We start from the raw sequence: 19606 nt of genomic DNA on the forward strand, positions 1-19606 counted from the left end.
GGTGGTTCGAATCTCGCCCCCGGACGCCGCCAGGCGACCAGCAGGCTGACCAGCGTGGAGGCGACCAGCGCGCCGAGGAAAGGCGCCAGGGTCGGGATGCTGTCCGGAAAGGTGGCGGCGAGCACGCCGGCGGAGAGGCTGCCCAGGCTGATCCAGCCAGGCACGATCGCGCCTAGTCAGGCCCGCCACGCCGCCGGCTACCGCCGCCAGCGGCGACATGCGCCGCCACAGGCCCAGCAGCACCGGCAGCAGGATGGCCGCACACAGCAGGTCGGCGATCAGGAAGAGACGCAGCACCGAGAAGCCCTGCAGGGCCACCCACACCACCGGCAGCATCAGCGCCACCGTGGCCAGCCGCGCCGCCCGCACCGAGAGCCCGCGCCGGCCGGAGCTGGCCACCGCCATGGAGGCGATGGCGTTCTGCAGGGTATCGACGCTGGAGGCCACCAGGGTGACCGCCAGCACCAGGGCCGGAACACCCAGCCAGGCCGGCGCGGCGGAGAGCAGCGCGAAGAAGGGAATCGGCGGCTCACCCAAGGGGAGCGCATGCATGGCCGCCAGCATACCCAGGCCGCCGATAGCCATCACCACCAGCAGGGTGCTTGCCCCGCCCAGCAGGGCCCCGCGGGCCAGGGCGCGGTCATCCTCGGCCGCCCACACCCGCTGCCAGTAGCCCTGGTGGAAGAGGTTGGCCGCGGTGACGGCGATCACCAGGGTCAGCGCCACGGAGAGCGCGTTACCGGTAGGAATGGTTGGCATCACCGCCCCGGCGGGCATGGGCGGCAGCCACCACCAGGCCACACCGCCCACCACCAGCAGCAAGGCCAGCAGCAGCCAGGCCTGCCAGCGGTCGGTGGCAAGGCTCGCCCGCAGCCCGCCCAGGGTGGTGTAGACCAGGGTGACCACTGCCACCCCGAGGATCACCAGCGCCGGGGACACGTCCGAGAGCAGCGCGGCGATGGCACCGATGGCGGTGAGCTCGGCGGCCAGGAAGATCGCCATGTAGGCCACCGAGACGAAGGAGACCCATCGCCGCACTCCGGCACCGTAGCAGGACTCGGCGAATTCGCCGATACTGCGCCCTTTCGGCAGATGGCGGCGGATCGCCGGGCCGTAGAGCCCCAGCACCAGGAACGGCAACGACGAGCCGATGGCGTAGCCGGCCAGCGCCACCGGCCCCACGAAGGCGCCGATCTCCGGCGGCGCGAAGAGGATCCAGGCCCCCATGCTGGAGGCCAGGAACGACAGCCCGATGGCCTGGGCGCCCTGGGAGTTGCGGGCGGTGACGTAGTCATCGAGCAGGCCGTCGGCCCGGCGGGCCCGCAGGCCCAGGAATGCAAAGCACAAGAGCGCCGCGCCGAGCACGGCAGACGTCAGGTAGGGCATGTCGCGCTTCCTCCGCCGGTATGAACCGGATCAGGTTCCAGGGTCGGCGCTTGGCCCTCTCAGCCCCCAGTGCCGAAGCAGCTGGCGGGACTCCCCTGGCGACAGAATATTCGTGGATTGAGCCCGGTCTATGCCGGAACGTCATCATCGACCCTCAGATGCCGACTGTAAAGCCGTCGTGGCCTTCCATCGGCAGGCGCGAATGCTCATACTGGCGGCCGATGCCCGCCGTCCTGCCCCGACACGAGACACGCCCATGCCCTACCGTGAAGCCAAGGAACACGCCACCTGCCGCCTGCACGCCATCTTTGCCGACCCCTACAGCGCCTTCGAGAATCCGGTCATCGAGCGGCTACTGCATCTGCGGGTCGCCATCCAAGCGCTGGTGCTGGCCCCCATGACGAACGGCAACTTGACGCTGCGAGTCATTCACGGCTGGGAAAACGGCGGCTTCGAGCCCGCCGACCTGAAGCACAGCGATCACCCCATCGGCTCGCTCGGCGACATGCAGCAGGTGGCCGAGCGCTATCGGCAGGCCTTTCAGGCCCAGCAGCCGCTGCCCTACGATGCCGCCTCCCTGCTGGCCGCCCCGCTGGATGAGGCCATCGCACGGGCCGAAGCCGGCGGCCAGTCCCTGGACGAGGAGACCCGCACCATCCCCGCCCGCTGGCCCGCCTTTCCCCAAGGGCTGTACCTCTACACCTTCTTCAAGGTCTACCACCGCCTCATCTATGGCGAGGACGACACCTACCGCTCCATCCACTGCGAGACCCCGGACGGCCCGCGCGAGATCCACGAGTTCCATCTGGAAGAGGGCGAATTCGCCGTGGTTGCGCCCGTCGAGGGAGAAAGCGGCGCGACCGTGCTGGTGCTGCACGAAAGCCAGCTGGCGCCGGCGCTACAGCTGCTCAAGGAAGCGATCGCCAAGGCCTGATCACCCGCACTACCGCTCCCGCGGCACTCGGCCCATCAGGTAGAACTCGTCGTTGGGCGGGGTGCCGGCCAGGGTGACCAGGCGGTTGGACATGCCGAAGAAGGCGGCAATGGCGCCGATGTCCCAGATGTCGTCGAGGGTGAACCCCGCGTCGATCAGGCGGGTCTGCCAGTCATCGGTCAGCTCGCCCACCTCCAGCCCGCTATGAAAGGCAAAATCGAGCATCAGCCGGTGGCGCTCGCTCAGGCCCGCGACCCGATGATTGATGGCCACCTGGTCGGCCAGCAGCGGGTCCTTGCTGTAGATCCGCACCAGGGCGCCATGGGCCACCACGCAGTAGAGGCAGCGATTCTGGGCGCTGGTGGCCACCACGATCATCTCCTTCTCGGCCTTGGTCAGGGTGTCGGATTCCCGCTCCATCAGCGCATCGTGGTAGGCGAAGAAGGCGCGGAACTCCGCCGGCCGGTGGGCCAGCATGAGAAAGACGTTGGGCACGAATCCCGCCTTCTCCTGCACCGCCAGCATGGCGTCGCGGATGTCCTCGGGCAGGTCGTCGATGGATTCGGGTATCGGAAAGCGGCTGATGGGGGCGGTCATGGTGGCTCCTGACTGGACGATTGTTCTTGGAAACTTCCAGTTAACGTCAACGTCACCATGCTGTCCATACGATTTCCGTCTCAGGCGTACCCGAAAGGCATGGCGGCCAGCCTGACCGTTGGCGGCCACCGCAGGGGACCTGCGGCCTCCATCCGTCGAAGCGTCGAACCGCCGGCAGAGCCGGCCTCCCACAGAAAGACTGCCACGGAAGTCATGGACCGAAACGCACGCGGCCCCGCCTCTTGCGAGGCGGGGCCGCGATGCCACCGAGCGGCAGGATCAGCTCAGCGAGATGGTGCTGTTGATGCCGCTGGAGACGTTCTCCGGCTCGAACCAGCGGGCCGTGACGGTCTTGGTCTGGGTCCAGAAGGCGATGGCCTGCTTGCCGTTGGGGCCCAGGTCGCCCAGCTTCGAGCCCCGCGAGCCGGTGAAACTGAAGTAGGCCACCGGCACCGGGATCGGCACGTTGATGCCCACCTGGCCCACGTCGATGTCGGTCTCGAAGCGACGCGCCACCCAGCCGGAGTTGGTGAAGATGGAGGTGCCGTTGCCGTTGGGGTTGGCGTTGATGAACTCGATCGCCTCGTCCAGGGTGTCGACGGTCACCACGCAGAGCACCGGGCCGAAGATCTCCTCGCGATAGATGGTCATCTCCGGCTTGACGTCGGCAAAGACGGTGGGCCCGACGAAGTTGCCGTGCTCGTAGCCCGACACCTCATAGCCGCGGCCGTCCACCAGCAGCTTGGCGCCCTCCTGCTCGCCGGCGTCGATCAGGCGCACTACGCGGTCGCGGGCGGCCGGCGAGACCAGCGGCCCCAGGTCGGCGTCGCGCTGGGTGCCAGGGCCCACCTTCATGTTGCGGGCACCGTCGACGATATCGTCGAGCCACGCCTTGGCCTCGCCCACCAGCACCACCACGGAGTTGGCCATGCAGCGCTGGCCGGCGGCACCGAAGGCGGAGCCCAGCAGGTTGTTGATCGCCTGGCTGCGGTTGGCGTCGGGCATGACCACGCAGTGGTTCTTGGCGCCCATCATCGACTGCATGCGCTTGCCGGCGGCGGCGGCACGGTTGTAGAGCAGCGTGCCAACGTGGCTAGAGCCGATGAACGACAGCGCCTTGATATCGGTGTGATCGGCGATCTGGTTGGCCACGTCCGGGCCGCCGTGCACCACGTTGAGCACCCCGGCGGGAATGCCCGCCTCGTGGGCCAGCTCGACCAAGCGCATGGTGGAGCTCGGATCCTGCTCGGAGGGCTTCAGCACGAAGGTGTTGCCGGTGGCGATGGCCAGCGGGAACATGAAGCAGGGCAGCATGATCGGGAAGTTGAAGGCGGTGATGCCGGCGCCCACGCCCAGCGGCTGATTGAGGGTATAGACGTCCACCTCGCTGGCGGCGTTCTCGGCCAGCTCGCCCAGCTGCAGGGAGGTGATCGAGCAGGCGTGCTCTACCACTTCCAGGCCGCGGCCCACCTCGCCCTCGGCGTCGGGCAGGGTCTTGCCGTGCTCCTCGGTGATCAGCGCGGCCAGCTCGGCGGTGTTCTCGCGAATCAGCGCCTGCAGCTTGAGCATGATGCGCATGCGTTTGCCCAGCGGCACCTTGCGCCACTCCTTGAAGGCCGCCTTGGCACTGGCAACGGCCTGCTCCACTTCATCTGCCGTGCAAAACGGCACCCGCGCCACCACTTCCTGGGTCGCCGGGTTGACCACGTCGCGCCACTCCTGGCTCTGGGACTGGACGGGCTGGCCGTCGATGTACATGGGGATTTCGCGAACGGACATGGTGTCGTGCTCCTCTGTGGTTGGCGTGTCGGCTGTCTGGCGATGAATTGGCATTGTGGTAGTGGTCGCACCGACATTAGACTTTATGTGTATAAAAACACGAAGTACGGTGCCAACGAGTCTAGCCACTCGCCGGATACCGTGACAACGGGCACGCGGGCACATTGTTTGTGCAATAATGCACAGCCAACCGCTTCGGGAGGCACCATGCTCGACTGGCAAGATATCCAGATCTTCCTGGAGGTAGCGCGCAGCCAGCGCCTCACCGATGCCGCCCGGCGCCTGGGGGTGGATCACTCCACCCTGTCAAGGCGCACCCGCCGCTTCGAGCAGCGGCTCAACACCCAGCTGTTCGAACGCAGCACCCACGGCTACCACCTCACCGAGGCCGGCCAGCAGCTGCTCGCCCACGCCGAGGAGATGGCTCGCCACGCCTTCGAGGCCGGGGAGAGCCTCACCGACAAGAACCATCAGGTCAGCGGCCAGATCCGTCTCGGCGTGACCGAGGGCTTCGGCACCTGGGTCATCGCCCCCTTGCTCTCGGCCTTCTGCCGCCGCCACCCCGGCATCACCCTGGACCTGCTGGCCCTGCCCCGGGTGGTCAACCTCAGCCGCCATGAGGCGGACCTAGCCATCACCGTGGAGCGCCCGGCGAGCCCGGGACTGGTGATCTCGCGGCTGTGCGACTACCGGCTACGGCTCTACGGCAGCCACGACTACCTGGCCCGCCAGGGCATTCCCGACACCCTGGCCGGGCTGGGCGAGCATCGCCTGATCGGCTACGTGGACGACCTGATCTTCAGCGAGCAGCTCAGCTATCTGGAGCCGCTGCTCGACCCCGCCGTGGTGGGCCATCCCGGCCCCCACTTCTCGATCCGCAGCACCAGCGTCACCACCCAGCACGCCGCCGCCCTTCATGGCGCCGGCCTGGCGGTGCTGCCCTGCTTCATGGCCGAGCCCACGGCGGGACTCGCGCCGGTGCTGAGCGATGAGGTCGCCATCACCCGCCAGTTCTGGATCACCTCGCGCCAGGAGCAGCGCCGCCTGGCCCGGGTGCGGCTGCTGTGGGACTTCCTGCGCGAAGCGCTGGAGGCCAACCGTGCCTTCCTGATGGGCGAGGCGCGGGAGCTTCGCCTTCCCGAAGACTGAACGCCAATCGCCAGACACGGCGGACCGCTACGCCGGCTGATGATAAAGATTCGCTATCAGCACGGTCGGCAATCTCGTTTTGTGCTAATGGACACATCCCGCGTAGGTTGAGGGTTACAGGACGCAAAGCCGCAACCGTGGGCAGTTGATGACCATAGGTTGATAAGGCTCATTGCTACCCCAAACCGCCATCGACTATACAGAGGTGGCAGCTACACCAACGCAGCCATGAGTGGAGAGCGATATGGGTGATCAGCAGAACATTGGCAAGTGCCCGGTCATGCACGGCGGCAACACCGCCTCGGGCCATTCGAACATGGACTGGTGGCCGGAAGCCCTGAACCTGGACATCCTTCACCAGCACGACCGCAAGACCGACCCGATGGGCGAGGACTTCGACTATCGCGAAGAGGTCAAGAAGCTCGACTTCGAGGCGCTGAAGCAGGACATGCACGCCCTGATGACCGACAGCCAGGCGTGGTGGCCGGCCGACTGGGGCCGCTACGGCGGCCTGATGATCCGCATGTCCTGGCACGCGGCGGGCACCTACCGGATCGCCGATGGCCGCGGCGGCGGCGGCACCGGTAACCAGCGCTTCGCCCCGATCAACAGCTGGCCCGACAACGCCAGCCTGGACAAGGCGCGCCGCCTGCTGTGGCCGATCAAGAAGAAGTACGGCAACAAGATCAGCTGGGCCGACCTGATCATCCTGGCCGGCAACGTGGCCTACGAGTCCATGGGCCTGAAGACCTTCGGCTTCTCCTTTGGCCGCGAAGACATCTGGCATCCCGAGAAGGATATCTACTGGGGGGCGGAGAAGGAGTGGCTGGAGCCCTCCGATACGCGCTACGGCAACGTCGAGAAGCCGGACACCCTGGAGAATCCGCTGGCCGCAGTGCAAATGGGCCTGATCTACGTCAACCCGGAAGGCGTGAACGGCAACCCCGACCCGCTCAAGACCGCCGAGCAGGTGCGCATGACCTTCAAGCGGATGGCGATGAACGACGAGGAGACCGCGGCGCTGACCGCCGGGGGCCACACCGTCGGCAAATGCCACGGCAACGGCGACGCCGAGGCCCTGGGCCCGGAGCCCGAGGCCGCCGACGTCGAGGAGCAGGGGTTTGGCTGGACCAACCCCCACATGCAGGGCAAGGCCGCCAAGGCGGTGACCTCGGGCATCGAAGGCGCCTGGACCAAGGAGCCGACGAAGTTCGACATGGGCTACTTCGAAATGCTCCTCGACCACGAATGGGAGCTGAAGAAGAGCCCCGCGGGCGCCAACCAGTGGGAGCCCGTCGACGTCAAGGAGGAAGACAAGCCGGTCGACGCCAGCGACCCCTCCATTCGCCACAATCCCATCATGACCGACGCCGACATGGCGATGAAGATGGATCCCAGCTACCGGAAGTACATGGAGGCGTTCCGCAAGGACCCTGCCTACTTCCAGGACGCCTTCGCACGGGCCTGGTTCAAGCTGATCCACCGCGACATGGGGCCGAAGTCGCGCTACATCGGCCCGGATGCACCGGAAGAGGACCTGATCTGGCAGGATCCGGTACCGGCAGGCAATACCGACTACTCCGTCGAGGCGGTCAAACAGAAGATCGCCGATAGCGGCCTCCCCATTGCCGAGCTGGTCGCCACCGCCTGGGACAGCGCCCGCACCTTCCGCGGCTCCGACATGCGCGGCGGCGCCAACGGCGCGCGCATCCGCCTGGCCCCGCAGAAGGACTGGGAGGGCAACGAGCCGCAGCGCCTGGCAAAGGTGCTCAAGGTCTACGAGCGGCTTTCCAGCGAGACCGGCGCCAGCGTGGCCGACCTGATCGTGCTGGGCGGCAGCCTGGGCATCGAGCAGGCCGCCAAGGCCGCGGGCCACGATATCCTGGTGCCCTTCATTCCGGGCCGCGGCGACGCCACCGAGGCGATGACCGACGCCGAGTCCTTCGAGCCCCTGGAGCCGCTCGCCGATGGCTTCCGCAACTGGCAGAAGAAGGAGTACGTGGTCAAGCCGGAGGAGATGCTGCTCGATCGCGCCCAGCTGATGGGGCTGACCGCGCCGGAGATGACCGTGCTGATCGGCGGCATGCGCGTGCTGGGCACCAACCATGGCGGCACCCAGCACGGGGTGTTCACCGACCGGGAGGGGCAGCTGACGAATGACTTCTTCGTCAACCTGACCGACATGAACAATGCCTGGAAGCCGGCGGGCAACAATCTCTATGAGATCCGCGACCGCAAGAGCGATCAGGTGAAGTGGACCGCCAGCCGTATCGACCTGGTGTTCGGCTCCAACTCCATCCTGCGCTCCTATGCCGAGGTCTATGCCCAGGACGACAACCAGGCGAAGTTCGTCAAGGACTTCGTCAAGGCCTGGACCAAGGTGATGAACGCCGACCGCTTCGACGTGGAGAAACTCCAGAAGTGATGGTGGCTTAAGCCAGGCACTCACCCTGGCTTGCTGACAGAGACGCCCGGGCTCCCCGGGCGTCTTTTTTCGGTTCATCGCTGGCTTGCGCCTCCCTTCGCCCGGCAGAGCCGGCCTCCCACGGCGTTTCAGGTCCCGCAGAAGGTGCGAAACACCCGCTCGGCCGGTTCGGCCGGACGGGCATACGCCTCGCGACCGGGCTGCTCGACAAAGGGCTCGGCCAGCACCTCGCGCAGCGTCTCGAAGGGGGCGAAGTCGTCCCGCTCGGCGGCACTGATGGCTTCCTGCACCCGATGATTGCGGGGAATCACCGCCGGGTTGGCACGGCGCATGCGCCGGGCCCGCGCCTCCGGGGCCTGCGGCTCCTGGGCCAATCGCTCGCGCCAGCGCGCGAGCCATGTCTCGATGGCATCCGCCCGCTCGAACAGCGCCACCAGCGCCTCATCAGCCCGGGAGGATCGGCGGCGTCACAGAGGCGACGAAAGGTCAGGGTGAAGTCGGCGCGTCCCCGCTGCATGGCCTCGAGCAGCCCCTCGGCGAGCCCCCTGTCACCCGTCTGCGCTTCCTCGAGCCCCAGCTTGGCACGCATCACGGCCAGCCACTCCGCCTCGTACTGCTCGGGGTAGGCCTGGATCAGGGCGGTGGCCTGCTCCACGGCCCGCGTCTGTTCCTCATCGATCAGCGGCAGCAGCGTCTCGGCAAAGCGCGCCAGGTTCCACTGGGCGATCCACGGCTGGTTACGATAGGCATAGCGGCCCAGCTCATCGATGGAGCTGAACACCGTCTCGGGATCATAGGCCTCCATGAAGGCGCAGGGCCCGTAGTCGAGGGTCTCACCGCTGATCGTGGTGTTGTCGGTGTTCATGACGCCATGGATGAAGCCCACCCCCATCCACTTCGCCACCAGCGCCGCCTGGCGCACCTGTACCGCTTCGATCAGCGCCAGGTAACGCTCCCCCTGAGCCAGGCGCCGCAGGTCGGGATAGTGGCGCTCGATGGCCAGGTCGGCCAGGGTGCGCAGGGCCTCGACGTCGCCGCGGGCGGCAAAGTACTGGAAGGTGCCCACCCGGAGATGGCTGGCTGCCACCCGGGTGAGGATGGCGCCAGGCTCGGGCAGCCCGCGGAACACCGGCTCACCGGTGGTCACCGCGGCCAGGGCCCGGGTGGTGGGAATGCCCAGTGCGTGCATGCCCTCGCTGACCAGGTACTCGCGCAGCACGGGGCCCAACGGCGACCGGCCATCCGCCCCCCGCGAGAAGGGCGTCATCCCGGCCCCCTTGAGCTGAATGTCGCGCAGCTGCCCGTCACGGTCGGTGACTTCGCCGAGTAGCACCGCCCGGCCGTCACCCAGCCGCGGCACGAAGTTGCCGAACTGGTGGCCGGCGTAGGCCTGGGCCAGCGGCTCGGCGCCAGGGGGCACCGCGTTGCCAGCGAACCATACCGCCGCCTCTTCGGCGTCGAAGTCCGCCAGGTCGAAGCCCAGCGCCTCGGCCAGGGGCCGATTGAAGGCCACCAGCCGCGGCGCCTTCACCGGCACCGGGTCGAAGCGTTCGAAGAAGCGCGCCGGCAGGCGAGCATAGCGCAGGGTGAATCTTGGAAACATGGCGACTCCGGGCGAGGGCTGGGGCTCAGCCGGTGAATAAATACCCGAGTATAACGCTAGGAATTGTTGCTATCGAGCCGCAGGCGGCTCGCAGGAGCCCCCTTCGGGGTCAGACCATTAAGGGATTAAAGGGTCTGACCCCGAGGGGAGCTTCAGCGCCCGATCAGGGCGGTGGTGAGCCAGGGCTGCCAGGCCAGCAGCACCAGGGTGGCTAGGCTCGCCAGCAGGAAGGGGAGCAGCGAGCGGAAGATGCGCATGGGCGAGGCGCCGGTCATCGAGGAGGCGATATAGAGCCCCGCCCCTACCGGCGGCGTCAGCAGCCCCAGCACCAGGGTCAGGCAGACCACCACCCCGAACTGGTAGGGGCTGATGCCAAACTGCTGGGTGGCGATGGGCAGCAGGATGGGCACCACCAGGATCAGGGCGGCGATGCCGTCGATGATCATCCCCACCACCAGCAGCACCGCGATCATCAGCAGCAGGAAGAGGAAGGGGTCGGTGGTCATGGCAGCGATCCAGGCCGCGGCCATCTGCGGCAGCCGCTCGTAGACGATCACCCAGCCGAACACCCCGGCGGCGGCGATCAGCATGATGACGAGCCCCGCGTTCACCGCGGTGCGCTTGAGCACCGTGGGCAGCATGGCGAAGCGCAGATCGCCGTAGAGGAAGCGCCCCAGCAGCAGGGCGGCCAGCGACGCCAGGGCCGCCGACTCCGTGGGCGTGGCCAGCCCTAGCAGAATGCCGCCGATAATGATCAGCGGAATGGCCAGCGCCGGCAGCCCCATCATCAGCGCCCGCCTGGCCTCGCCGCGGCTGGGCCAGTCGCCCTTGGGGTACTGCTTGACCAGCCCCACCACAGCGATGGCCAGGAAGAAGGTAAAGCCTAGCAGCAGCCCCGGCAGGATGCCGGCGATGAACATCTCGGCAATGGGCACCTGGGCCATCACCCCAAACAGCACGAACAGCATCGACGGCGGGATGATCGGCGAGAGCAGCCCTCCGGCGGCGGTGATCGCCGCGCTGTAGGGCTTGTCGTAGCCCTCCCGCTCCATGGCCGGCACCATGGCGCGGGACATGATGGCGATCTGGGAGGCCGCCGAGCCGACGATGGCCGCCATCATCATATTGGCCACCAGGTTGATATAGGCTAGCCCGCCACGGAAGCCCCCACCAGCAGCCTTGCCAGGTCGATCAGACGGCGGGTCACGCCTCCCTCGTTCATCAGCTCGCCGGCCAGCATGAAGAGCGGGATCGCCAGCAGGCCATAGCTCTCTATCGCCCCAAAGAGCTGCTGGGGGTAGGACTCGAACAGCACGCTGTTGCCCGAGGTCTGGATATAGACCATGGCCGTGAGCGCCAGCACCAGGGCGATGGGCACGGCACCGAGCAGCAGCAGGACAAAGACCGCCACCGTCATGGCGTCGCCTCCGGTGGCGGAGGCGCCTGGCCCGGGTCACGCAGGCCACGCAGGGCCTCGGTCAGGTTCACCAGCCCGTGGAAGGTGAGCGAGAGCGACAGCCAGGGCGCGCAGAGCCACACCCAGAACTTGGGGATACCCAGCGTCGAGGTGCGCTCGGCATAGATGAAGTTGAATGTCTCTCCCTGGAAGGCCTGCACGTCGAAGCCGGCCTGAGCCAGCGCCAGCGGCTGGTACCAGCGCCAGCACAGCCACGCCAGCAGCACTGCGAACACCAGCACGGCAAGGTCCACGCCGGCCATCAGCAACCGACGCGAAAACCCCGGCAGCAGGTCGCTGATCAGGGTCACGGCAATTCCCTGGCGCCGCTTGAGAACGGCGCTGGCGATCAGGAAAGTCATCCAGATCATGGCGTAAATGGCCAGCTCGCTGATCCAGTAGAGCGGGCTGCCTGCAGCGCGAAAGGCCACGTTGACGAGGATCAGCAAGGTAACCGCCGCCGCGAGCGCCGCGGCGGCGGCCTCCTCCAGGCGTGCCAGGCGATCGGAGAGGCGGGAGAGCATCGGCGCGGAGACTCCTTACTGACGCAGCCGCTCGGCTTCCTCGCGCAGCGCCTCGAGCATGGGCGCCTTCTCGGCCCAGATGCCCTCCCACTCGGCGATGGCCTCGCTGAAGAACTCGGCGTCGGCCTCGACGATATTGATATCCAGCTCGCGGATCTCTTGCTCCTGGGCGGCATCCATCTCCTGGAAGCCGGTCAGGACCTGGTCGAGGTGCTCGGCCATGGTGGTCTCGATCAGCTCGCGGTCGGCCTCGTCGAGCTCGCGCCATACCCGCCCCGACACCACGCCCACCATGGGGAACATCATGTGGTTGGAAATCAGCAGATTGTCGGCCTGCTCGTAGAATTTGAGGATCAGGATCGAATCGAAGTCCATGTCGATGGCGTCCACCTGGCCGTTGGCCAGGGCGTCATAGACCTCGAGCAACGGCATCGGCGCCGGCGCCGCCCCGGTGGCGGTATAGAAGTCACGGATCGGCTCGAAGGGGGTGATGCGCAGGCGCTGGCCACGCATGTCTTCCATGCTCTCGATGGGGCCGCGGCTGAGCACCTGTCGCATGCCCACCATGCCGTAGCCGAGGCCCATCAGGCCCACGCCCTGGGGCATCAGCTCGAGCAGCTCGGCAGCGGTGTCGGAGCGCAGCAGCGCCGCGGCGTGATCCACGTCGTCTACCAGATAGGGCGCATCGAGGGCCCCAAAGTCGGGAATCCGGTTGGAGATCTCGGCGATGGTCAGAAACGCCATGTCCAGCGCGCCGGTCTGCAGCTGCTGAACCATCTGCGCCTCGTTGCCGAGCTGCTGGGCAGGAAAGACGCTGACGCTATGCTCGCCGCCGGAGCGCTCGTGCAGGTCCTCGGCAAAGGCCTCGGCCTGCTGCGACCAGAGGTGCTGGGGCGGGGTGATCAGCCCCAGGCGAAAATCCCGCGCCTGTGCGGTGAGAGAAGAAGTGGCCAGGGCAGCCGCGGCCACGGCCAGGGTCAGCGTCTTGATGCGGTTCATGGAAAGCCTCGTGTCGGTCCAGCCGGGGCAGGCGCCAGGGCCTGCCGTTCTCGTTATCGGCTGAAAAGAGTACCGCAGACAGGGCGTTGATGGCAGCCGACACGATGCAACACTAGAACAGTAACGCCGACGGCAGGGTGATGCTGATCATCTGCACGAACAGCACCCACACTGCCAGGCCCACCAACGGCGGCACGATCAACAGCCCCTTGAGGCCGACGTTGGGCGATGCGCACCCGCCCCGGCGACCGCCTGGCGATGACCGCCCCGCTGGCCAATGCCGGGGGCGAAAAGCTCGGCTATGAGTGGAAGCCACCGCGGGGTGTACGGCGCATCCTAATTATCGCCGACGAGACCGCCCTGCCGGCGGCCGCCGGCATCTTCGAAACACTCGACGACCTGCCTCTCGCCCCACGGGTAGAGGCCTTGATCGAAGTGCCGCGTAGCGATGATATCCAGCCCCTCTCTCCCCCGCCAAGCTGCGCTGGTTGAACCGCGATAGCGAGCCGGATTGCCACCACGGCGACCTGCTGATGCGGGCCGTCCGCGACATCGACCTGCACCAGGAGATCCGCGCCCTGGGCGGCCAACCGCATGGTGGCGCCGCCGAGGGGCTAGACGAAGACGACGCCGCCCTGTGGGAGCCCGCGAGTCTCGACGACAATGCGCCCTTCTATGCCTGGGTGGCGGCCGAAACCAAGGTCACCCGACATATTCGCCACTATCTGGTCAATGAGTGCGGCCTGCCCAAGCAGTGCGTCACCAGCATGGGCTATTGGCGCCTGGGCAAGGCGGACAGCTGAACATCGCGTGGACCCCTGAGTCATGACAACACCGGCCAATCGCTGGCGAGACACCCCTGATCGCTATGGTCTCATCAGCCGTCTCCTTCACTGGCTGACGGCGGCGCAAGTGATACTGCTATTCGGCGTACTGCTGGCCTGGAAGGGATTCGGTGAGCACCCCGTCACCCTGCTGTTGGCAAGGATCGGCCCTCATGGCTCACTGGGCGCCATGCTGCTGGTGACGACGCTGCTGCGCGCCATCTGGGCCTACCGCCAGCGCCATCACCGACCGCCCCGCCCACCAGGCTTGGGGGGATTGCTGGCTCGGAGCGTGCACCTGGCCTTCTATGTGCTGTTGATCCTGATACCGACGCTGGCCATCCTGCGCCAGTATGGCCGGGGCGGCCACCTGTTCTTCTATGGCATGGAACTGCTGCCGGAAGCGGAGCGCGAGATTGCCTGGATGATGGCACCTGCCGATCTGCTGCACAGCACCCTGGCCTGGCTGCTGCTGGCACTGATCGCTGGCCATGTGGCGATGGCACTGGCCCATCGCCTGTGGCTCAAGGATGGCGTCCTGGCGCGCATGCTGGGCTCACCCCGGGCCACGCGCGACGCTTAACCAAGCCGCGCGCTAACCTGCACCGAAAGCCCCGCCACCCGTTCGATATCGCCCTTATCGAGTACTCCCGCCTGCCAGCGCAGCGAGAGCCAGGCGAGCAGGTAGTCGCGCTGGGTAGCCACCGCGCTATTCGTACTGCATGTAGGGTCCCCCTCCGCACTGCAATTTATGAATGATTGCGCTTCTCATTAAAATAACGCCCGAGGCCGGGGGGGCCTCAACGATTCTCGCAACATGGGCTGAAATAGTGGCACAACGGGGAGCGCGTCGGCGTTACGCTAGGGGTAGGTTTGGCTCGGGGTGGTTCGAGCATCGATGGAGGACAGTGTGCCAAGAACGATACAAGCGGCTTGCGCGGTCATTCAGCGCGAGGATGGCGCCATCCTGATGGTGAAACGTCTTAACCCGCCCGAAGCGGGCTTATGGTCGGTGCCCGGTGGCAAGGTCGATCCAGGAGAGAGTTTGCGTGACGCCGCCGCCCGCGAGGCGTTCGAGGAGACGGGCTTGCGCGTCGAGGTTGGTCAGCGGCTGTGGACGGCACAGCTAGCCTGGGATGACGGCATCGTTTACGAACTGCATGACTTCGCCGCTAGCCCCATCGGCGGTGTGCTGCAAGCCGGCGATGACGCCGCCGAGGTGCACTGGGTGCCTGCCGATCAGATAAGCAGCATGCCGCTGGTCGCAGAACTGCTCGATCACCTACGCGCTGCGGGGTTGGCTCCCCGACTGTAGCGATCTCGCCCGAGCGGGTTGAACGTTCAGCGCGCCAGCGAACGTGCTTGCGTTTCGACATAGGCGAAAGCCTCCTTGGCCCCAGCGACCGCCTGGGCGATGTCTGCCTCGCTTAGCGCTATCGCATCCAGCTGCTGGGTGAAGTGTCGCCAGTGCAGGCCGCGGCCATCGTCGCTGTGCGCCAGGTGGCGCGCCCCGTAGCGGGCAGATAGCCCAGCTCGGCGGCACGCTTGAACAGAAAGGCCGCCCCCAGATTGGAGCCCTCGTTCACGTACAGCCAGCCCAGCAGATTGGACGCCGTCTCACTTGTCGGCGCTGCCAACGGCTTCGCCTTTGCCTGCCGTTCGACGTCGACGTTCAAATCCTGGCAGTCGCGTATTACGGCGGCGTATCGGCAGCGCGGGCCCAGGTCGGTGATCCAGTCGGCCAGCTGCGGATGGCGATAGCAGGGCAGGCAGCGCTGTTGAAAGCCGTATTGCACCCGCAAGAAGCGCGCATAGCCTTCCAGGTCGTCAAAAGGGCGCAGCGTCATGATCGCGTGATCGACCCGCTCATGCTGCTCTCGGGTGGCATGCTTTAGGCGCTTGCTGAGTGGCTGAAGGGTGGTCTGCTCTGGCGGGGTTACGGTTTCCATGAGGGCCTCGTTATAGGGAAGGGACAGAAGGAGCGCGTCGGCTCATGGGTCACATCCACCCACAGGAGGCCGCTGCGTTCGACCGGGAGGCGCATGGCAACGCCCACCGCTGACGCCCTGGCGATGCCATTCCGCACCCGGCTGGCACTGTATAACTACAACACTGCAAAACTGCAAAACTGCAAAAGCGCATTTATGGCACCATGACCCTTCGCCATCGCGAAGGAACCGCATCATGCCCCGGCCACCCACGACGCTGTCCTCACCCCCGGCTTCATGGTCGTTCACGGCAACCGCCTGGAGGACCTGCGCGGCGTGGCGGTAGAGTGGATGAAGCGTCACCCGCTGGCGCCGCTGGAGAACGAGACGATCCTGGTGCAGAGCAACGGCATCGGCCAGTGGATGAAGCTGGCGCTGGCCGCCGACGAGGTCGACGGCGGCAGCGGTATCGCCGCCGCGCTGGACGTCACCCTGCCGGCGCGCTTCCTGTGGCAGGCCTACCGTGCGGTGCTCAACCATGTGGAGGGCGACCCCAACGCAGTGCCGGCCACCTCGCCCTTCGACAAGTCGCGCCTGCTGTGGCGGCTACTGCGCCTGCTGCCGGAACTGATGCCGCGCGACGAGTTCGCCCCGCTGCACCGCTTCCTCGAAGGCGACGGCGACCTGCGCAAGCACCACCAGCTCGCCGAGCGCCTGGCCGACCTGTTCGACCAGTACCAGGTATACCGCGCCGACTGGCTCGAGGCCTGGGCCCGGGGCGAGGACGTGCTGATCGCCCCCGCGGCCACGCCCAGACGCTTTCCGACACCCAGCGCTGGCAGCCGGCCCTGTGGCGAGCGCTCATCGCCGACGTGGGCGACGACGGCGTGGCCTCCAGCCGTGCCATGGTGCACCGGCGCTTTCTCGCCGCCGCCCGGGAGCTTCACGGCAGCGACTGCCCCCCGGCCTGCCGCGCCGGGTGATGGTGTTCGGCATCTCCTCGCTGCCCCAGCAGGCGCTGGAGGCCCTGGCCGCCGTGGCCCGCTGCTGCCAGGTGGTGCTGTGCGTGCACAACCCCTGCCAGCACTACTGGGCCGATATCATCGAACACAAGGACCTGCTTCGTGCCCAGCGCTACCGCCAACACCGCAAGGCCGGCATGCCGGATCGGCTCGACGTACTCGGCGATGGAGATGGCGAAGAGAGCCTGCACCTGCACGCCCAGCCGCTGCTGGCCGCCTGGGGCAAGCAGGGTCGTGACTACCTGCGCCTGCTCGACGAGCACGACGATGCCCAGCAGTACGAGCCGCTGTTCCAGGCCGACTCGCTGCGCATCGACCTCTTCGAGCCCTTCGTGCGCGAAGGCAACGGCCGGCTGCTGCAGCAGCTGCAGGACGACATCCGCGAGCTGCGCCCGCTGCACGAGACCCGCGAGACCTGGCCGGCGGTGGACCCAAGCCTCGACGACTCCATCGTCTTCCACGCCGCCCACAGCCCCCAGCGCGAAGTGGAGATCCTCCACGACCAGCTGCTCGCCGCCTTCAGCGCCGACCCGAGCCTCAAGCCCCGCGACGTGATCGTGATGGTGCCGGACATCGACCACTACGCGCCCCACGTGCAGGCCGTCTTTGGTCAATATGCGAGGGGCCAAATCGAACACGACGACCCGCGCTATATCCCCTTCACCCTCTCCGACCAAGGCAGCCGCCACCGCCTGCCGCTGCTGATCGCGCTGGAGAAACTGCTGCGCCTGCCGGAGCTGCGCCTCTCGGTGAGCGACCTGCTCGACCTGCTCGACGTCCCCGCCCTGCGCGCCCGCTTCGGTATTCAGGAGCAGGACGTGCCCACCCTGCGCCGCTGGATCGAGGGCGCCGGCATCCGCTGGGGGCTCGACGCCGGCCAGCGCGGCAGCCTCGACCTGCCCGCCGGCATGGAGCAGAACACCTGGGCCTTCGGCCTGCGCCGGCTGCTGCTGGGCTACGCCGTGGGCGAGGCCGCCAGCGGCCCGTGGCAGGGCATCGAGCCCTTCGACGACATCGGCGGGCTGGAAGCGGCACTGGCCGGCCCGCTGGCCGCGCTGCTGGAAACCCTGGAGCAGCAGTGGCGCCGCCTGCGCGAGCCCACCGACGTGGCCGGCTGGGTGCAGCGCCTGCGCGCCCTGCTGGAGGCGGGCTTTCTCGCCGACACGCCCGAAGACAGCCTGATGCTGGCCCAGCTCGAACAGGCGCTGCAGAGCTGGCAGGAGAGCGCCGAAGAGGCCGGGCTGACCCGGCAGCTGCCGCTCTCGGTGGTGCGTGAACACTGGCTGGCCCAGATCGACGAGCCGAGCCTGTCGCAGCGCTTCCTGGCCGGGGCGGTCAACTTCGCCACCCTGATGCCGATGCGCGCCATCCCCTTCAAACGCGTCTGCCTGCTGGGCATGAACGACGGCGACTACCCCCGCAGCCACCCGCCGCTGGACTTCGACCTGATGAACAGCGACTACCGCCCCGGCGACCGCTCGCGCCGCGAGGACGACCGCTACCTGTTCCTGGAAGCCTTACTCTCCGCCCGGGAGCAGCTCTACGTGAGCTGGGTGGCCAGCAGCATCGTCGACAACAGCGAGAAGCCGCCCTCGGTGCTGGTCGGCCAGCTGCGCGATCATCTTGAAGCGGGATGGCAAACCACCGACGGAAGCGACCTGCTCGCCGCCCTCACCACCGCGCACCCGCTGCAGCCCTTCAGCCGCCGCTACTTCCCCACCGAGGCGCAGCAGGCCGAGCGCAGCGTGTCGGCCCGAAGGCTATTCACCTACGCCCACGAGTGGCGCGAGGTGCACGGCGAGACAGCACCGGAAGCGGCGCCTCTCGAGCTTGAAGCGTTCACGCAAGACACGCCGCTGACCTTGGTCCAACTCGGGAGCTTTTTGAGAGACCCGGCCCGCGCCTTCTTTACCACCCGCCTCAAGGTGTTTCTGGAGCGCGAAGACATCGTCAGCCTCGACCACGAACCCTTCGACCTGGACGGGCTCGCCAACTGGCAGCTGCAGGACCTGCTGATCCGCGAGCAGCGCCGCGCCGTGGACGAAGGCCGCGAGCGCCTGCCCGTCCTGCTCGACACCCTCGACCGCCTTCAGGGCCAAGGGGTGCTGGCCATGGGCGCCTTCGGCGAGCGCATGCGCGAACAGCTCAGCGAACCGATGGACGCGCTGTTCGAAGCCTATGAACAGGCCCTGGACGCCTGGCCCCGCTCACTGGACGACCCCGAGCCGGTGCAGCTCAGCGTACCCGGCGCCCCGCCCCTGGAGGATTGGCTCGACGAACTGCGTGAGAGCGAGTCGGGCGAGCGCTGCCGCCTGGTGCTCGCCAGCAGCAGCCTGGTGAAGAAGGGCAAGTACCGCTGGTCGCAGATCCTGCGCCACTGGGTCGCGCACCTGGCCGGCCACCTGAACGACCGGCCCATGACCACCCTGCTGCTCTCCAAGGCCGGCGAAGTCACCCTGCCGCCCCTCGATCCGGAAGCGGCCCGCCAGCAGCTGCGCGAGATCGTCCGCACCTGGCAGGCCGGCATGCAGACGCCCCTACCGCTGGCCTGCGACACCGCCTTCGTGTGGCTGAGCAAGCTGGGCTCTTCACAACACCCACCGGAGAGCGAGCGAGTCAGCGACGCCTGGCGCGCCGCCGCCAGCGCCTACAACGGCGATGACTTCAACGCTGGCGAGGCGGGCCGCAACCCCTACCTCGCCCACCGCTGGTCCAGCTTCACCGCGCTCTATGAGGCACGCCAGGACCGACTCGGCTTCGCCGAACTCACCGAGCGGCTGCTCGCCCCGGTGCATCTGGCCGTAAAAGGGGATAAGAAAGGGGGCGACAAGAAGAGAGCGACAAGAAAGAGAGAGGGAAGAAGGCAACGAAGCAAGCGGGGAGCCAGCCATGAGCGACGGAACCCGCAACTCGGCGAGCGACATGAAGCACAAGGCGCACGGAGCGCAGGAGACGAGACATAACTTGGGGTTAGGCGAGT

The 19606-nt window shown here is 67.2% G+C and carries 14 protein-coding genes, 5 pseudogenes and 1 riboswitch; of the genes and pseudogenes, 9 read left to right on the forward strand and 10 right to left on the reverse strand.

Features of this window, described 5'->3' with window-relative positions; translation table 11 throughout:
- Positions 1 to 29: 29 nt before the first annotated feature.
- Positions 30 to 1386, reverse strand: a pseudogene (locus ACSJDS_RS19510) (sodium:solute symporter family transporter); the annotation flags it as partial.
- Positions 1376 to 1493: riboswitch (TPP riboswitch) on the reverse strand. It overlaps the preceding pseudogene by 11 nt.
- A 149-nt stretch (positions 1494 to 1642) precedes the next feature.
- On the opposite strand from ACSJDS_RS19510, the gene ACSJDS_RS19515 reads away from it, so the two are divergent.
- The gene (locus ACSJDS_RS19515; protein ID WP_473034673.1) at positions 1643 to 2320 is read left to right on the forward strand and encodes a hypothetical protein; all 678 of its coding nucleotides are present in this window, start codon (positions 1643 to 1645) and stop codon (positions 2318 to 2320) included.
- 9 nt (positions 2321 to 2329) lie between these two features.
- On the opposite strand, the gene ACSJDS_RS19520 is transcribed toward ACSJDS_RS19515, so the two are convergent.
- A complete protein-coding gene (locus ACSJDS_RS19520; RefSeq protein WP_473034674.1) occupies positions 2330 to 2917 on the reverse strand; it encodes a peroxidase-related enzyme in 588 nt (195 codons plus the stop codon).
- Positions 2918 to 3196: 279 nt separating this feature from the next.
- A complete protein-coding gene (locus ACSJDS_RS19525) occupies positions 3197 to 4696 on the reverse strand; it encodes a CoA-acylating methylmalonate-semialdehyde dehydrogenase (RefSeq protein WP_473034675.1) in 1500 nt (499 codons plus the stop codon).
- Between the two features lie 207 nt (positions 4697 to 4903).
- Here ACSJDS_RS19525 and ACSJDS_RS19530 point away from each other — a divergent pair, with 207 nt between their 5' ends.
- Both ACSJDS_RS19530 and katG read left to right on the forward strand, forming a co-directional pair.
- Positions 4904 to 5845, forward strand: coding sequence for a LysR family transcriptional regulator (locus ACSJDS_RS19530; RefSeq protein ID WP_473034676.1), 942 nt, complete (start codon positions 4904 to 4906; stop codon positions 5843 to 5845).
- Positions 5846 to 6089: 244 nt separating this feature from the next.
- Positions 6090 to 8270 (forward strand): catalase/peroxidase HPI, encoded by a 2181-nt coding sequence (katG, locus tag ACSJDS_RS19535; RefSeq protein ID WP_473034677.1) that lies wholly within the window; start codon positions 6090 to 6092, stop codon positions 8268 to 8270.
- Between the two features lie 128 nt (positions 8271 to 8398).
- Here katG and ACSJDS_RS19540 read toward each other — a convergent pair whose 3' ends face one another.
- The 5 genes and pseudogenes from ACSJDS_RS19540 to ACSJDS_RS19560 all read right to left on the reverse strand — a co-directional run bounded on the left by ACSJDS_RS19540 (position 8399) and on the right by ACSJDS_RS19560 (position 12852).
- Positions 8399 to 8644: a hypothetical protein gene (locus tag ACSJDS_RS19540; RefSeq protein WP_473034678.1), complete on the reverse strand. Its 246-nt coding sequence runs from the start codon at positions 8642 to 8644 to the stop codon at positions 8399 to 8401.
- Positions 8578 to 9873, reverse strand: coding sequence for a protein adenylyltransferase SelO (locus ACSJDS_RS19545; RefSeq protein ID WP_473034679.1), 1296 nt, complete (start codon positions 9871 to 9873; stop codon positions 8578 to 8580). Before ACSJDS_RS19545 ends, ACSJDS_RS19540 begins: the two co-directional genes overlap by 67 nt.
- Before the next feature lie 152 nt (positions 9874 to 10025).
- A pseudogene (locus tag ACSJDS_RS19550) lies at positions 10026 to 11290 on the reverse strand (TRAP transporter large permease).
- On the reverse strand, positions 11287 to 11853 hold the full coding sequence (locus tag ACSJDS_RS19555) for a TRAP transporter small permease (protein WP_473034680.1): 567 nt from the start codon (positions 11851 to 11853) through the stop codon (positions 11287 to 11289). Before ACSJDS_RS19555 ends, ACSJDS_RS19550 begins: the two are co-directional and overlap by 4 nt.
- A gap of 15 nt (positions 11854 to 11868) precedes the next feature.
- A complete protein-coding gene (locus ACSJDS_RS19560) occupies positions 11869 to 12852 on the reverse strand; it encodes a TRAP transporter substrate-binding protein (protein WP_473034681.1) in 984 nt (327 codons plus the stop codon).
- Positions 12853 to 13071: 219 nt separating this feature from the next.
- On the opposite strand from ACSJDS_RS19560, the pseudogene ACSJDS_RS19565 reads away from it, so the two are divergent.
- Both ACSJDS_RS19565 and ACSJDS_RS19570 read left to right on the forward strand, forming a co-directional pair.
- Positions 13072 to 13655 (forward strand): annotated as a pseudogene (locus ACSJDS_RS19565) (siderophore-interacting protein); the annotation flags it as partial.
- Positions 13656 to 13677: 22 nt separating this feature from the next.
- A complete protein-coding gene (locus tag ACSJDS_RS19570; protein ID WP_473034682.1) occupies positions 13678 to 14259 on the forward strand; it encodes a cytochrome b in 582 nt (193 codons plus the stop codon).
- Here the strand turns inward: ACSJDS_RS19570 and ACSJDS_RS19575 are convergent.
- Entirely contained in the window at positions 14256 to 14381 is a 126-nt protein-coding gene (locus ACSJDS_RS19575) for a hypothetical protein (RefSeq protein WP_473034683.1), read from the reverse strand. The two genes, ACSJDS_RS19570 and ACSJDS_RS19575, sit on opposite strands and share 4 nt — an antisense overlap.
- 193 nt (positions 14382 to 14574) lie before the next feature.
- Between ACSJDS_RS19575 and ACSJDS_RS19580 the strand changes: the two genes are divergently transcribed.
- Positions 14575 to 14991 (forward strand): NUDIX hydrolase, encoded by a 417-nt coding sequence (locus ACSJDS_RS19580; RefSeq protein ID WP_473034684.1) that lies wholly within the window; start codon positions 14575 to 14577, stop codon positions 14989 to 14991.
- Between the two features lie 26 nt (positions 14992 to 15017).
- On the opposite strand, the pseudogene ACSJDS_RS19585 reads toward ACSJDS_RS19580, so the two are convergent.
- Positions 15018 to 15625: pseudogene (locus tag ACSJDS_RS19585) on the reverse strand (biliverdin-producing heme oxygenase).
- A 330-nt stretch (positions 15626 to 15955) separates the two neighbouring features.
- Between ACSJDS_RS19585 and ACSJDS_RS19590 the strand changes: the two are divergent.
- The 3 genes and pseudogenes from ACSJDS_RS19590 to recC all read left to right on the forward strand — a co-directional run.
- Positions 15956 to 16327, forward strand: a pseudogene (locus tag ACSJDS_RS19590) (exodeoxyribonuclease V subunit gamma); the annotation flags it as partial.
- A gap of 140 nt (positions 16328 to 16467) precedes the next feature.
- A complete protein-coding gene (locus tag ACSJDS_RS19595) occupies positions 16468 to 16587 on the forward strand; it encodes a hypothetical protein (protein ID WP_473035086.1) in 120 nt (39 codons plus the stop codon).
- The gene (recC, locus tag ACSJDS_RS19600; protein WP_473034685.1) at positions 16587 to 19589 is read left to right on the forward strand and encodes an exodeoxyribonuclease V subunit gamma; all 3003 of its coding nucleotides are present in this window, start codon (positions 16587 to 16589) and stop codon (positions 19587 to 19589) included. Before ACSJDS_RS19595 ends, recC begins: the two co-directional genes overlap by 1 nt.
- Positions 19590 to 19606: the final 17 nt, after the last annotated feature.

The sequence above is a fragment of the Halomonas sp. SL18_1 genome, from assembly GCF_055755715.1.